Source organism: Candidatus Methylopumilus turicensis (assembly GCF_000953015.1).
GTDB lineage: Bacteria > Pseudomonadota > Gammaproteobacteria > Burkholderiales > Methylophilaceae > Methylopumilus_A > Methylopumilus_A turicensis.
On sequence record NZ_LN794158.1, the window covers coordinates 151833 to 165795 of the forward strand.

The 13963-nt window shown below is 42.7% G+C and carries 14 protein-coding genes; 9 read left to right on the forward strand and 5 right to left on the reverse strand.

The window, feature by feature from the left end:
- The first annotated feature begins 34 nt into the window (after positions 1–34).
- The gene (locus tag BN1209_RS00815; RefSeq protein WP_045750528.1) at positions 35–1033 is read left to right on the forward strand and encodes a sodium:calcium antiporter; all 999 of its coding nucleotides are present in this window, start codon (positions 35–37) and stop codon (positions 1031–1033) included.
- Between the two features lie 12 nt (positions 1034–1045).
- Here the strand turns inward: BN1209_RS00815 and BN1209_RS00820 are convergent, their stop codons facing one another.
- Positions 1046–2362, reverse strand: coding sequence for a sigma-54-dependent transcriptional regulator (locus tag BN1209_RS00820; protein ID WP_045750529.1), 1317 nt, complete (start codon positions 2360–2362; stop codon positions 1046–1048).
- Positions 2363–2495: 133 nt separating this feature from the next.
- Between BN1209_RS00820 and BN1209_RS00825 the strand changes: the two genes are divergently transcribed.
- The 4 genes from BN1209_RS00825 to BN1209_RS00840 are packed head-to-tail and all read left to right on the forward strand — an operon-like array spanning position 2496 to position 4352.
- Positions 2496–3113: an RNA polymerase sigma factor gene (locus BN1209_RS00825; protein WP_045750530.1), complete on the forward strand. Its 618-nt coding sequence runs from the start codon at positions 2496–2498 to the stop codon at positions 3111–3113.
- Complete coding sequence (locus BN1209_RS00830; RefSeq protein WP_045750531.1) at positions 3100–3504, forward strand: DUF3619 family protein; 405 nt, start codon at positions 3100–3102, stop codon at positions 3502–3504. Before BN1209_RS00825 ends, BN1209_RS00830 begins: the two co-directional genes overlap by 14 nt.
- A complete protein-coding gene (locus tag BN1209_RS00835) occupies positions 3480–3929 on the forward strand; it encodes a DUF3106 domain-containing protein (protein ID WP_045750532.1) in 450 nt (149 codons plus the stop codon). Before BN1209_RS00830 ends, BN1209_RS00835 begins: the two co-directional genes overlap by 25 nt.
- The gene (locus BN1209_RS00840; protein WP_045750533.1) at positions 3930–4352 is read left to right on the forward strand and encodes an RDD family protein; all 423 of its coding nucleotides are present in this window, start codon (positions 3930–3932) and stop codon (positions 4350–4352) included.
- A gap of 26 nt (positions 4353–4378) precedes the next feature.
- On the opposite strand, the gene lptG is transcribed toward BN1209_RS00840, so the two are convergent.
- Both lptG and lptF read right to left on the reverse strand, forming a co-directional pair.
- Positions 4379–5449, reverse strand: a complete 1071-nt coding sequence (gene lptG / locus BN1209_RS00845; RefSeq protein ID WP_144402573.1) for an LPS export ABC transporter permease LptG — start codon at positions 5447–5449, stop codon at positions 4379–4381.
- 11 nt (positions 5450–5460) lie between these two features.
- Complete coding sequence (lptF, locus tag BN1209_RS00850) at positions 5461–6549, reverse strand: LPS export ABC transporter permease LptF (protein WP_045750534.1); 1089 nt, start codon at positions 6547–6549, stop codon at positions 5461–5463.
- A 124-nt stretch (positions 6550–6673) separates the two neighbouring features.
- Here lptF and BN1209_RS00855 point away from each other — a divergent pair, with 124 nt between their 5' ends.
- Genes BN1209_RS00855 through BN1209_RS00865 form a run of 3 tightly spaced genes read left to right on the forward strand, consistent with a single transcriptional unit; the run spans position 6674 to position 9633 of the window.
- Entirely contained in the window at positions 6674–8194 is a 1521-nt protein-coding gene (locus BN1209_RS00855) for a leucyl aminopeptidase (RefSeq protein WP_045750535.1), read from the forward strand.
- Positions 8195–8200: 6 nt separating this feature from the next.
- Positions 8201–8626: a DNA polymerase III subunit chi gene (locus BN1209_RS00860; RefSeq protein WP_045750536.1), complete on the forward strand. Its 426-nt coding sequence runs from the start codon at positions 8201–8203 to the stop codon at positions 8624–8626.
- 29 nt (positions 8627–8655) lie between these two features.
- Complete coding sequence (locus BN1209_RS00865) at positions 8656–9633, forward strand: hypothetical protein (protein ID WP_045750537.1); 978 nt, start codon at positions 8656–8658, stop codon at positions 9631–9633.
- Between the two features lie 5 nt (positions 9634–9638).
- Here the strand turns inward: BN1209_RS00865 and gcvH are convergent, their stop codons facing one another.
- Positions 9639–10016: a glycine cleavage system protein GcvH gene (gene gcvH, locus BN1209_RS00870; RefSeq protein ID WP_045750538.1), complete on the reverse strand. Its 378-nt coding sequence runs from the start codon at positions 10014–10016 to the stop codon at positions 9639–9641.
- A gap of 166 nt (positions 10017–10182) precedes the next feature.
- Here gcvH and pbpG point away from each other — a divergent pair, with 166 nt between their 5' ends.
- A complete protein-coding gene (gene pbpG, locus BN1209_RS00875; protein WP_045750539.1) occupies positions 10183–11217 on the forward strand; it encodes a D-alanyl-D-alanine endopeptidase in 1035 nt (344 codons plus the stop codon).
- An 80-nt stretch (positions 11218–11297) separates the two neighbouring features.
- On the opposite strand, the gene topA is transcribed toward pbpG, so the two are convergent.
- The gene (gene topA, locus BN1209_RS00880) at positions 11298–13892 is read right to left on the reverse strand and encodes a type I DNA topoisomerase (protein WP_045750540.1); all 2595 of its coding nucleotides are present in this window, start codon (positions 13890–13892) and stop codon (positions 11298–11300) included.
- Between the last annotated feature and the right edge of the window lie 71 nt (positions 13893–13963).

A 13963-nucleotide genomic window follows, 5' to 3' on the forward strand; every position in this document is an offset into this window, starting at 1 on the left:
ATAAAATTCAGCTATATATTTTTGAGGGGTCATCATGATTTTTGCCGAATTGTTTTTGTTTCTCATTGTTATTCTAATTGCTGCCGAAGTGTTTACCAATGCACTTGAGCATTTAGGCGAAAAACTTGGCATCTCTGAAGGGGTGACAGGCTCATTATTTGCAGCCGTGGGGACTGCTTTACCAGAGACTTCGGTCCCATTATTAGCGTTAATGGCAGGGACAAGTAACACGCATCTCAATGAAGAAATTGGAGTTGGTGCCATCTTGGGCGCCCCATTGATGCTCTCTACGCTTTCTCTTTCTTTACTATCGTTTGCTGTTTTAAAAAACAGAAAGTCGACCGGACATTTTCACCCTGAAAAAACAGGCTTAAAGCGAGATTTAGATTTTTTCCTCGTCGCTTTTGGTTTTGCGACATTGGCGTTATTTTTACCCCACGGCGGTGTGTTACGTTATGCCATTGGCTTCTCAATGGTCACGATTTATTTTGTTTATATCATGTTGACGTTAAGGGCTTCAAAAGCCTTGGTGGCAGATGGTCATGCGACTGAAGCCGATAGCCCGATGTTTTTGTGTCGCTTAGGCTTACCCAATTATATGGCAGTCGTGGTTGTGCAGTTGGTGTTAGGTTTGTTGTTGCTCATTTATGGTGCAAAAGGTTTTATCTCAGGCATAGAAGGCGCTTCTGAATTACTCGGGATAACGCCTTTGTTACTTTCTCTTTTAGTAATACCGATTGCGACAGAGTTACCTGAAAAAGTGAACAGCATTCTATGGGTGCGTAAAGGTAAAGACACTTTGGCCTTTGGAAATATTACGGGTGCGTTGGTTTTTCAAGGCACGTTGTTGCCAGCCATCGGTATTATGCTGACCCCGTGGGTTCCACAAAAAGAAGTGTTTGCGGGGGTCGTAGTGACCTTGCTGGGTATCTTATGGCTTCGCTGGATGATTTCCCGCGGACAGCTTCGTGTTTGGCACGTTTGGGTCAATGGTTTGATGTATGTTGGGTACTTGGTGTTTGCGCTTAGTTAAATTTTTTTATTGTTAGTCCTCATCGCTTTTACTAAATCCAAGTTTAGCGAGGCGGTAACGTAATGTCCTAAAGCTAACGCCCAGTAATTTTGCTGCTGCCGTTTTGTTTTGTTTTGTTTTTGCTAAAGCCTCTTTAATCGCCTGCTTCTCAATTTTCTCCAAATAACTTGGGAGTGATAGCGCTGTAACATCAAGTGTCGCTGATTCGGGCAGTGCGATCTGCTCTTTGATGTGTAGATCCTCTGTCGTAATTTGCTTGCCATCACATAAAGCAAATGCTCGCTCTAATGTATTCTTCAATTCCCTAACGTTGCCAACAAATCGACAGTTTTTTAATTTATTGAGTGCGCTATCGGAAATAGTGACAGGGCTTTCGCCAGATGCTTCAGCAATCTTAACAAGCAAATGTTGAGCAACCACGGGAATATCATCTGTGATTTCTCGCAATGCCGGCATTTGAAGACTCATGACATTGATATGGTAGTAAAATTTTTGGTTCAAAATACCTTGTTCTATTAGCGCCTGAATATCTTGATGTGTGGCTCCAATATATCGGATGTCTAGGGTTTCATTTTCAATGAAATCAATGAGTTTGTTTTGAATAGAAATTGGTAATTTATCAATGCTATCTAAAAAAAGCGTGCCGCCTATAGCCTTTTTCAAGAAGCCCTCATGTTCCTTTTTTGGATCTTGAGGATTCGTTTTCGTGTATCCAAAAAAGTCTTTTTCAGCATTGTCGAGATGAAGTGCTGCACAATTTACCTTAATAAAAGGCTGTTCACGTCTCAGACTATTTAAATGCAATAATCTTGCGGCAGTTTCCTTGCCAGTACCTAGCTCGCCTGTAATGAATAGCGGGGATTGATTGTGGGACATCTTTTCAAGTGCCAACCTAACATGCTGCATAGCAATTGAATTTCCGAGCAGGGAAATTTTCGCATGACGCAGCTCATTGCTTTGTCCAAATTTAAGTGCGGCTCGAACCAATGCTTGTAATTGTTGCAATTCAATCGGTTTGCTCAAATAATCAAAAGCGCCTGCCTTTAATGCAGATACGGCATTATCAGCGTTAGCAAATGCAGTCATGATGGCGATAGGTAAGCCCGATTGTTGAAAGCCAATATGCTTCACCAAGTCAAGACCATTGCCGTCAGGTAAACGCATATCTGTCAAACACAAGTCGTAATGACGGTGTGCAATTAAATGCTTTGCATCAGCAACAGTCTCGCTGCATTCTGCTTTTATACCCATTTTCTCGAGACTGGCCGCAATAAATTTTAGTATGGTAGGTTCGTCGTCAACAATCAGGCAGGTGGGTTTTGTGGTCATGAGTTTTTGGTTATTATAAAACTGTCGTAGATTGTAGCTAAATTATGGCCTAGCTAACAATCAGAATATTTAATCTCTTAACACGCAAGCAATCTACTTTGCTTTTTGGCTTGAAAGCGATACATTAAGACAAATGGCAACAAGACATGAACTATCAGATTTTCTTGAGCAGGTTGAGCGAAGGGCTTTTAAGCAAACGGCTTACGCCGTTCGGGACGAACATACAGCTTTGGATATTGTGCAGGATGCAATGATGAAGCTTGTGGAAAAGTATCCGGATAAGCCTGTAAGCGAGCTTCCTATGCTCTTTCAGCGCATATTACAAAATACGATGCGTGATTTTTGGCGTCGTCAGAAAGTCAGAAATATTTGGACTACCTTACTTTCTTCTTTTAGTGTGCCCGGCGAAGATGGTGAAGAGTCCGATCCACTTGAAATGCTGACATCATCTAACCGAAATGTGCAAGACGAGCCTGAGGCTCAGCTTGAACAACGTCAAACAATGCGTTTAATTGAAGAGGCATTACATCAACTCCCCACGCGTCAACGTGAAGCCTTTATCATGCGTTATTGGGAAGATATGGATGTTGCTGAAACAGCGACAGCAATGGGTTGTTCTCAAGGAAGCGTAAAAACACACTGTTCCCGTGCAGTCCGTGCGATGGCAAGCACTTTAGAAAAACATGGTTTAGTTGAAAAGATGTTGGCTAATCATCGATTGGTAAAGAAAGAAGTGAATGATGAAGCTTGAACAGAAAAATTTAGAGCTGCAAGATGAGCAGCTGGCTAAAAAAATTGCATTAATGTTGAATAAACAATGTGAAAATATAGATGAGAGCACCGCCTCTAAGCTTAATTACGCGCGTCAACAAGCGCTTGCTAAGATGGCAAAATCTCCCTCTGGCATGTCAATCAGCCAAAATGGGATGTTAGTATTGCTCGGTGGTTATTGGCATCAGTATCGCTTATTAATGACCGTCATGATGGGTGGGCTCGGTCTTGTTGCATTATTAACTTTACAAAACATGACTAATCAAGAGGTGTATGGCCAAGAAGATGCTGATTTATTGTCTTCAGATCTCCCGCCTGAGGCTTATTTGAATGAGGCTTTTGATACATGGCTATCACAAAACGCAAGTTAATATTGATTGTTTTCGCATTGACTGTTCTCTTGAGTCATTTAGTCAGAGCGGATGATGGGACTTTAAAACCTTGGGCATCTCTTAATGAGGACCAGCGTAAAGTGTTGGCGCCACTAGCGGAAGATTGGGACACCCTTAGGCCGTGGCAACGTGAGCGAATGCTCGAGATTGCGCATGAGTATCCTAAAATGACGCCAGATCGTCAGGAGCGCGTCCAGCAGCGATTGAATAGTTGGAGCAGAATGACGCCTTTTGAACGTGAGAACGCGCGTAAACGCTTCCATCAATTCAAATCGTTGCCTCCTGAAAAAAAAGAAGAGCTTCGTCAGCACTGGCGGGTATATCGAGAGGCATCGCCGGAAAAGCGTCAGCAATTAAGAACGCAACATCCTGAAATTTTCGGCATAGAAGAAATCGAGCGGTAAATGCAGTCAGTTTCATTATTAAAACGCGCTGCCTGCATGCTTTACGAAAGCATTTTGGTCTTCACACTCTTGTTTGTGACGGGAATTATTTATCGTGCCTTATTTGGCGATCCGCAATCCGGTTTTCAACAACACTTATTTTTTCTTTATTCTTGGTCGATAGCAGGGATTTATTTTGTGTTTTGTTGGGTAAAAGTAGGGCAGACATTAGCAATGCAAACGTGGCGTGTAAAGTTGGTCGGTCGAGATGGTCAGCTATTGTCATTCGAACAATCTTCAAAACGTTATTTACTGGCCACTTTTAGTTTGATGTTTTTCGGACTGGGCTTTATTTGGGCATTGTTTGATCGTGAGGGTTTGTCTCTGCACGATCGCTTGGCTGGTGGACGATTAGTGATGTTGCCGAAAAAAGCAGCGCCTTAAGTGAGTCATTTTCAGCGCATCTGAAATTATTGACGCTCAACCCATATCAGCATAAAAATTCCCGTCATCAAGAACAAGAACGTTGGTAAAACAGCACTGGTCAATGCAGTCCAATCATTAAGCAAACCCAAATGGAGGGATACTCTATTGAGGACTTGATAAAGTATCCCCAGTAATACCCCTGCAAAAAGTTTGTTCACTGCACCACCAGACCGCTGTTGCAAAAAGCCAAAAGGAAGTGCGAGTAACACCATCACTAAGCAAGCCAACGGATAGATTATCTTAGCCCACAAGGCAATATCGTAGCGTGATGTCTTTTGTTTGCTTTTATTCAAGTGTGAAATATAGGAATATAAATTCCAAGCAGACATTTTTTCTGGCACCACCAATAGAATACTCATTAATTCAGGCCGAATAAGTGATTTCCATTCTGATTGCGCTAAATGAGTTGATTCGACATTCGTTTTTGCTAAATTCGTTTGCGTGAGGTCGGTTAAGTCCCAACTTTCTCCATTGTAAGTACCTGTCTTCGCTTGATTGATCGCTTTCATTTCAAAGTTTTCGTCAAACTCATAAATGTGGATGTTCACAAGTTGTGCGTCAGGAAGCACTTGCTCAACGTTCACGAAATTTTTACCATCTTTCACCCACAGTCCTGAGCGAAAATCTTGCGCAATAACAGAGTCAATCGCCTTAATCCGCATACGTTGGCCAGTTTTTTCGCTGATGGGTGTAATCATTTCACCAACGACAAAAGTAAGCACTGCAAACACAAGACCAATGCGGATGAGGGTCATGCCTATGTTGAGGATGGACATACCGCTGACCCTCAGAATAATCAGCTCAGAATTTCTGGATAGCTGACCTAGTGAGTAGATACTACCGATAAGCACGGCAACTGGAACAATCTCATAAAAGTGTCCTGGGGTGCTGAGCAAAACGAACGCAACAATTTTTACTATGCCATAAGAGCCTTTGCCGACACTTTCCAACTCTTGAAGTAAGTCAAAGAAAGCAAACATGGCAAGCAGCGCACCCATGATGAGCAAAATACTAGTGGTTGTCTCCTTGATTAAATAGCGATCAACCGTGTTAATTTTTAATAGGCTCATCTTCCCCACCATCTTGGTATTATAGGAAGTTGAAATGCTCTTAGATAGAATAAATAAGCGGTCAGCGATGTAAACATTAAGTGAACGGGCCATAATCCGATCATTGGGCTAAGGTGTCCCTGCACCAGCCAAGCTTGCATAATACTAATCATGTTGTTATAGACAATATAGATCAGAATCGCCATCGCCATATTGCCAGTTCTGCCAGAACGCGGATCTACAAAGCTCAAAGGAATCGCAAGCAATACTAAAACTAAAGCAGAAATGGGGATGGCGATGCGCCCCTGGATCTCGGCATTATTAGCAGGCGTATGTTCACTCATTAATGCCTTGCTTGAGAGGGCCTGCACAATGACAACGGGGGCTTCTTTAGATTCTTTAGCCTCAATGCGTACTGCGTATTTTTCAAAAGTAGTGGATGAGAATTCAGATGAAGCTGGCTTTCCCTCATATCGCCGGCCTTTGAGCATGACTAGGAAATTATCATTATTAGTCATTGTTTCACGATGACCTTCTTTAGCAACAATCACCCCTAATTGCTGGTGTTGTATCGACTGAATAAATATATTCTTAACCGTTGTACCAAGCTGATCAAATGCTTCAACAAAATAAACGCGATTCGCATGCTTTGACTCTTTGAAAACTCCAGGAGTAATCGTGGCAAGTTCATCTTGCTTTTTTAGTTGTGTTTTATAATCGGCGCTTTTGTTGGTTGCCCAAGGAGTAACAAACAAGCTTAAAAATGCAATGAGCACAATGACTGGGCCGGAAAAAGTTAAGATGGGCCGTATCCAAGCAGCTAATCCTTGCCCCGAGCTAAACCAAATGACCATTTCGCTGTCTCGATGTTGGCGAGTCAATGTAAGTAAGACAGCTAGAAAAAGCGTGAGTGAAAGTAGCATAGGCAAGAATTTGAGCATGCTAAAGCCAAGAAGCGTATTGATGGCATTGCTTGCAATACCACCGTTTGCGGCGATGCCGATGTAATAAGTCACACGCTGCGCGATGACAATGCCGAATAGCACTGCAAATGCACCAATGGCAGTATGAAGCAGTTCTTGAGAAAGTGATCGTTTAAAGATCATGCTGGACTTTTTCTTTTGCTAGGCTGAGTAATAAATGCATTTAAAAAATGATTTCGTACAAAATTTTGATTTCAAACCAAAACGCAGGATAATTCACCGATATTAAGCGAAAAGGATCTATTCAATGGAATTTAGCATAAAAAGTGGTAAACCGGAAAAACAACGTAATGATTGTGTGATTGTTGGTGTTTATGAATCAGGCAAACTCAGTCACGCGGCTCAATCCATTGATGCCGTCTCTGATGGATTAATCAATGCTGTTTTGAAGCGTGGTGATATGGATGGAAAACTAGGATCAACTTTGCTGTTACAAAGCGTCGGGGGCATTCATGCTGAACGCGTCCTGTTAGCTGGCTTGGGTAAGCATGATGAGCTGTCTGAGAAGGGCTTTCGTCAAGCCCTGATTGCTTCTGTCAAGGCGCTTGCTAAAACAGGTGCTAATGACGTAGCGAGTTTTTTGGTGGAAGCGGATGTACTGAATGCTGATGATAAAAAACAAGATGCTACATGGAAAATTTCACAAACGGTTGAGGCTGTGAATGACGCTTTATATCGTTTTGATGTCATGAAAGGTAAAAAAGAGAAGGCTGATAAAGGCATCACTAAAGGCATTACGCGATTAGAAGTGCATGTAGCTGAGGCTGACGACAATCAAGCGGCAAAAACTGCTTTGAAGGATGGTCTTGCGGTGTCTTCTGGCGTTAGCTTTGCTAAGGATCTTGGCAACTTACCGCCTAATATTTGTACCCCGACTTACTTAGCAGAGCAGGCATTAGCGATGGTAAAAACCCATGGCCTCACGGTGCAGATATTAGAGCGCGAAGAATTAAAGAAATTGGGCATGGGTTCGTTCCTTGGTGTTGCGCAAGGAAGTGTTCAGCCACCTAAATTAATTGTGCTTCAGCATTTACGTGGCAAAAAAGATCAAAAGCCTGTGGTGCTAGTGGGTAAAGGTATTACCTTTGATACAGGTGGGATTTCTCTTAAGCCTGGTGCTGACATGGATGAAATGAAGTATGACATGTGTGGCGCTGCTAGTGTGTTAGGAACATTCAAGACAATCTCGGAAATGGATTTGCCCTTGAACGTGATTGGTGTTATTCCAGCTTGTGAAAACATGCCAGATGCAGATGCCATTCGTCCAGGTGATGTATTAACCAGCATGTCAGGTCAAACTATCGAAGTATTGAATACGGATGCTGAAGGCCGTTTGATTCTGTGTGATGCATTAACTTACGTTGAAAAATTTGATCCCTCGGCTGTGATTGATATTGCAACACTCACTGGTGCCTGTGTCATTGCACTCGGACATCATGCAAGTGCGGTATTTAGTAATCAAGATCGATTGGCAAAAGAGATTTTATCGGCAGGTGAAACTGCATTGGATCGTGCTTGGCACATGCCGATGTGGGAAGAGTATCAGTCGCAATTGGATAGTAATTTTGCGGATATTGCCAATATTGGTGGGCGCGCGGGCGGTAGTATTACCGCTGCGTGTTTCTTATCTCGTTTTGCCAAGAAATATCATTGGGCGCATTTAGATATCGCTGGAACGGCTTGGAAGTCTGGCAAAGAAAAGGGCTCCACAGGTCGACCAGTGCCTTTGCTCACACAATTCCTCAAGCATCGTGCAGAAAAGGCTTAGTTTCTGATGACGCGAGTGGAGTTCTTCTTTAATGTGGAAGATAAGTTACAGAAGCTCGCTGAGTTAAGCGAAAAAGCCATCGCAAAAAATGTTAAGTTGCTAATGCTGACGCAAACAAATGAGGCGGCGCTTCAAATACAGGATTATTTGTGGCGCTTGCCTCAGCAGTTTTTGCCTAATCACCCAGCGCATCATCCTTTGGCGGCACAAACCCCTATCATTGTGGACTGGCGTGTTGATGAACCTCCACACGATGAGGTTCTTATTAATATGCAACATCCACAACCAGTTTTTTTTAGTCGTTTTAGACGATTGATCGAGGTGGTAGGTACAAGCGAAGAGGAAAAGATTGAGGCGCGTATTCGATATAAATTTTATCGGGACCGTGGCTATGAAATTAAAAACTATGATGCACTTGGTCGGATTGTTTAGCGAAAAAAATCTCATTAATCGAGAATCTCATGGCATCAAAATATAAAGATATTCCCGTGCTCACTGAAGTCTTCAGTACTGCGGATTCCCCAGTATTAACCCCTGCATTCTTTGAGTACGCGATGGCGCAACTAAAGCCTCGTCTAGATCAGGCTTTAACAGAGGCCGCGCTTGATCAGCAAAGTGAAAAGCTTAAGCGTGAAATTCTTGAGGAGTTGAAACCCGCATTAAGTGAAGAATTTCAAGCGCAGATGACTAGCGTTTTAGAAGTAAGTCAGCAAACGTTAATGCATGACATGCGCGATTTCTCAGATAAATTAAAAGCAGATTTAGCGACAGAAGTTCCACAAATTTATCATGCGAGAGCAGAGTTTTTTCAAGCAGATATCGTTGAAAAACTATCTTCGCTTCAAGCACAATCTTTGATGTTATTGCGCGAGGCGTTTGAACAGCTTGCGCCGCAACTTGAAAGCGGTCTAATCGAGAGAGTCAATGCGCGGCTTAATGACTTGCAAACGGCTACAATAGAAAAAGTGACGGATATTTTGCAACAAAAAATCTCTGACTTCCACGAAGCAACGCTCGATAAAATGCGTGATGATTTAGCGCTCGAGCTCCCGGAAATCTATCAATCCATCCTAGAGCAAGCCAAGCTGGCCCTTGCACAACAGCTAAACAGTCTTCAAGAGGATGCAAGCCAAGAGCTTGGCATTAAGATGAATGAGACCTTGCCAAGCATCTATGCGTTAGCTTCCATGCAAGTAAAAACAGATTTGCTTGCTGAGATGTCTGAGTTTGCCCAAACAACCAAGGACGGATTTGAATCAGGCTTGAAATGTGACCTTCCTGAACTTGAGCAACTGCTCAAAGATAGGATAAAGGATGCTTTTGAGAACGAATTGCCAACAATGCGACAAGAAATAAGTGCGCAAGTAAATGCTGAAATTGAGGCGATGATTCGGTCTGTTCGCTTGGTGACATCGCGTCACCAAGTAGATGAAAGTTAGTTGGCTCAGCCAAGCATTGTTTCATAGGCTTTGGCATCGAGAAGTTGCATGATGTCATCAGGATTGTTAGGCTTGAATTTAAAAATCCATGTTTTATAGGGGGCATCGTTAATCTGCTCGGGATTGACCTGCAGACTCTCATTGATTGCGGTGACTACACCATCGATCGGTGCATGCAAGTCAGAGCCGGTTTTGACAGACTCAACTAAGCCGCACGGCCGTCCTGCTTCTAATACTGCACCAACTTTAGGGAACTCCACAAAAACGATGTCGCCCAGTAAATCTTGGGCGTAATCTGTAATTCCGCTGATATATTCACCTTGCTGATTGATGCTAACCCAAAGATGTTCGCGAGAGTAATGTAACTGATTGTCGATTTTCATGCTGGTTATGACCAAAACTATTAAGACTTAATTCTCCCATAAACGAAATAAAATGGATAAATATTAATCACTCTCATAAAATAGCTTACCAATATGCGCTATCTTAATGACAAATCAACATAATTTAGTTAACATTGTTAAGGATTTAACAAATAGGGGTCATCCTATGACATCAAAAATAATAGCTTTCAGTCTTGTGTTGTTAATGGCTTTGCCATTTAGCACGGTCGAGGCCTCGACTAAAAAAAATCAACACCGCGTTCATCACCAGCTTGATGCTAAAACGCATGCTATTTCTAAAAGTCAAAAACCAATCGTTTCCAGTAAAAAACGTTTCGCTTCTCATAAAAAACTATTGGCATCTAATAAAAAATATTTTCAAAAAGCGAGTCTGAATTCACAATTTAATCAGGAGAGTGTCACGGCTGCTGGCGAGCCTCAGCTTGCATCCGCAAAGGCTTTGGTGATGGATCAAGCGACTGGTGAGATTATTTTTGCCAAAAATATTAATACGCAAACACCGATTGCTTCAGTGACCAAGTTAATGACGGCGATGGTGATGTTGGATGCGCATCAGCCGATGGATGAAGTGTTGGAAGTGACAGATGCAGATGTGGATATGTTTAAAGGCTCAAGTTCAAAATTGCCAGTTGGTTCTCAACTAACAAGAGCTGAGTTGCTGCATATGGCGGTTATGTCCTCAGAAAATAGGGCGGCTTCCGCTCTTGGCCGTAATTATCCTGGTGGTATTCACGGTTTTGTTGCTGCCATGAATGAGAAAGCGCGGGCATTGGGGATGACGAACAGTCATTTTGTCGATTCAACAGGTCTTCATAGTGAAAATATATCGACAGCAGCAGATCTTTCGAAAATGGTGCGTGCAGCATACAGCTACCCACAAATCAGGCAAGTGAGCACCTCCGCTTCGCATGAATTTAATGTGCATGGATATCGTAATCCTGTGAACTTCTCTAATACCAATTTATTGGTGCGTAATAACAGTCAGAAATGGGTAATTGGATTGTCCAAAACTGGTTATATTAGTGAGGCAGGTCGTTGTTTGGTCATGCAGGCCGAGATTTCTGGAAAATCAGTCGTACTTGTTTTTCTTGATTCAATGGGTAAGTTCTCCAGAATCGGTGACGCTGAACGTATTCGCAAGTGGATGGAAGCACGTAACTTCAGTCCCAGTATGAGTTAGTCTGGCACACATAAAAAAAGCGGCTTAATTGTTAAGCCGCTTTTTTTATGTCATGCATCCGTTATTTTTTAGCCAAGGTATTATTCAGTGGCTGTTTTCTTGACGGCTGCTTTTTTTGCAACTGTCTTTTTAGGCGTTACTTTTTTAACCGCAGTTTTTTTCACAACGGCTTTTTTGACGACTGTCTTTTTCGCTGCAACTTTCTTGGCCGTCGGTTTTTTCTTAGCTGGCGCATCTTTTAGCACTTTTGCAGCCAAAAGTTCCAGTGCCTCTTCTAAAGTTAATGATTCAGGATCTTCGCTTTTTGCAATTGTCGCTCTGACCTTCCCATGTTGAACGTATGGACCATAGCGTCCTGCATATATTGCAATTTGACCATCTTCTGTTGGGTGATTTCCAAGCTCACGTATTGGCGCTGGTCCTGTGTTTGCTTGTGCAAGTAATTCAACTGCACGGGGTAAATCGATATCAAATACGCTATCCGTTTTGGGGATGGATTTAAACTTCGCATCATGGTTGACATAAGGGCCAAAGCGACCGATGTTAGCAATCACCTTTTTATTGGTTTCCGGATGCAAGCCTAAGTCACGAGGCAATGCGATTAATTGCAAAGCGATGTCCAGATTAACATTTGCAAATGGAATATCCTTAGGAATACTCACACGTTTAGGTTTCTTCTTCGCATCCGCTTCTGGTAGACCAAGTTGAAGGTATGGGCCATATGGGCCATTCAGTAATAAAATGTCCTTGCCTGACGCAGCATCCAAGCCCATGACGATTGGCTCACTACTAATGGCAGCAGCGCCATCCACATTGCGCTTGTAGTCACATTTCGGAGTATCGTTATAGCCTGTGCAACCGATAAAACTTCCGTAGCGGCTGAGTTGTTTGGAGAGTTGCTTGCCACATTTTGGACAAGCTTCATCTATGAGTTCAGTGCCTGGGCGCTCGACATCTTTTTTGTCGTCGATTTGCTTATGTAAGCCATCCCAAAACTCTTTTAGAAGCGGAATCCATTCGTGCTCGCCATCTGCAACACTATCCAGTTTATTTTCAAGGTTGGCAGTGAAGTCATAATCCACATAACGCGTAAAGTGATCTGTTAAGAATTTATTCACTACGCGACCAACATCAGTAGGCGTAAAACGTTTTTTATCTAATAAAACATACTCTCTATCTTGCAGGGTAGAAATGATGCTTGCATAAGTTGAAGGGCGGCCTATGCCATACTCTTCGAGGACCTTAACCAAGCTAGCTTCACCGTAGCGAGGAGGAGGCTCTGTGAAATGTTGGTCACCAAAAATCTTTTGTACGTCTAAAATTTCACCAGTTTCTAGTACAGGTAATTTCGTTTCGTTTTCTTCTTCCGCATCATCAACGCCTTCCATATAGACGCCCATAAATCCAGGGAATACAAGGGTTTGACCTGTGGCGCGGAACAAATTGGCATCGCTACCAACGGACAAGTCAACACTGACTGCGTCAAATTTTGCAGGCGCCATTTGGCATGCTACAGAGCGTTTCCAAATCATTTCATAAAGCTTGAACTGCTCTGGTGTTAAGAACTGCTCAACGCTTGTTGGTGTGCGTGAAATATCAGTAGGGCGAATCGCTTCGTGGGCTTCTTGTGCATTTTTTGATTTAGTTTTGTATGCAATCGGTAACTTAGGTAGATATTCAGCCGAATAGTTATCTTTGATATAGCCACGAATCTGCGCGATTGCTTCAGCAGCTAAGCTGAAAGAATCAGTACGCATGTAAGTGATTAAGCCAACTGCACCGCCACCAGTGTCTATGCCTTCATAAAGCTGTTGTGCAATTCGCATTGCACGACTCGTTGTAAATCCTAGTTTACGAACGGCTTCTTGTTGTAGCGTTGATGTTGTGAATGGCGCAGCTGGGCTTCGGCTGCGTTGCTTTTTCTCAACGCGACTAACCGTGGTTTTTCCTGCGCTTTTAAGGAGTAACTCACCAACAATATCTGCTTGTTGATCTTGATTGATGACGGTGAATTGCTCAACTTTTTTCCCATCAAGTTGGATCAATTTTGCATCAAAAGCATGCTGATGTTTGCGTGATTCTAAGTGAATAGACCAATATTCTTGGCTCTTAAACGCTTCAATTTCAAGCTCACGCTCAACAATTAAACGCAGTGCTGGGCTTTGTACCCGACCAGCTGATAGGCCGCGACGAATTTTTTTCCACAACAGAGGAGAAAGGTTAAAGCCCACTAAGTAATCAAGTGCCCGACGTGCTTGTTGTGCATTAACGAGCGGCATCAGAATATCGCGTGGCTCATCGATCGCGTGCTGTACGGCTGTTTTAGTGATTTCGTGAAAAACTACACGCTTCATTAATTTGTTTTTAACGAGATTCTTGCTTTTTAAAATCTCTGCGATGTGCCAAGAAATCGCCTCTCCTTCTCGGTCCGGATCGGTTGCGAGGTAGATAGCGTCTGCATCTTTGACTGCACGGGTAATGGCATCGACATGTTTTGAGTTGCGATCGATAATTTCATATTTCATCGCAAAATCATTGTCAGTATCTACCGCGCCAGATTTTGGAATGAGGTCGCGCACATGGCCATAAGAGGCAAGTACTTTGAATTCCTTGCCCAAATACTTTTCAAGTGTTTTGGCTTTGGAAGGGGATTCAACAATCAACAGTTTTGACATGTGGGCTTTATAAGAATGATGCTAATTGGGGGGATGATAAGAGTAAAACCTAGTCTATACAAGGACAGAGA

Coding starts and splice junctions, on each gene's coding strand:
- BN1209_RS00815 (WP_045750528.1), top strand. CDS start 35: ATGATTTTTGCCGAATTGTTTTTGTTTCTCATTGTTATTCTAATTGCT.
- BN1209_RS00820 (WP_045750529.1), bottom strand. CDS start 2,362: ATGACCACAAAACCCACCTGCCTGATTGTTGACGACGAACCTACCATA.
- BN1209_RS00825 (WP_045750530.1), top strand. CDS start 2,496: ATGGCAACAAGACATGAACTATCAGATTTTCTTGAGCAGGTTGAGCGA.
- BN1209_RS00830 (WP_045750531.1), top strand. CDS start 3,100: ATGATGAAGCTTGAACAGAAAAATTTAGAGCTGCAAGATGAGCAGCTG.
- BN1209_RS00835 (WP_045750532.1), top strand. CDS start 3,480: ATGGCTATCACAAAACGCAAGTTAATATTGATTGTTTTCGCATTGACT.
- BN1209_RS00840 (WP_045750533.1), top strand. CDS start 3,930: ATGCAGTCAGTTTCATTATTAAAACGCGCTGCCTGCATGCTTTACGAA.
- lptF (WP_045750534.1), bottom strand. CDS start 6,549: ATGATCTTTAAACGATCACTTTCTCAAGAACTGCTTCATACTGCCATT.
- BN1209_RS00855 (WP_045750535.1), top strand. CDS start 6,674: ATGGAATTTAGCATAAAAAGTGGTAAACCGGAAAAACAACGTAATGAT.
- BN1209_RS00860 (WP_045750536.1), top strand. CDS start 8,201: ATGACGCGAGTGGAGTTCTTCTTTAATGTGGAAGATAAGTTACAGAAG.
- BN1209_RS00865 (WP_045750537.1), top strand. CDS start 8,656: ATGGCATCAAAATATAAAGATATTCCCGTGCTCACTGAAGTCTTCAGT.
- gcvH (WP_045750538.1), bottom strand. CDS start 10,016: ATGAAAATCGACAATCAGTTACATTACTCTCGCGAACATCTTTGGGTT.
- pbpG (WP_045750539.1), top strand. CDS start 10,183: ATGACATCAAAAATAATAGCTTTCAGTCTTGTGTTGTTAATGGCTTTG.
- topA (WP_045750540.1), bottom strand. CDS start 13,892: ATGTCAAAACTGTTGATTGTTGAATCCCCTTCCAAAGCCAAAACACTT.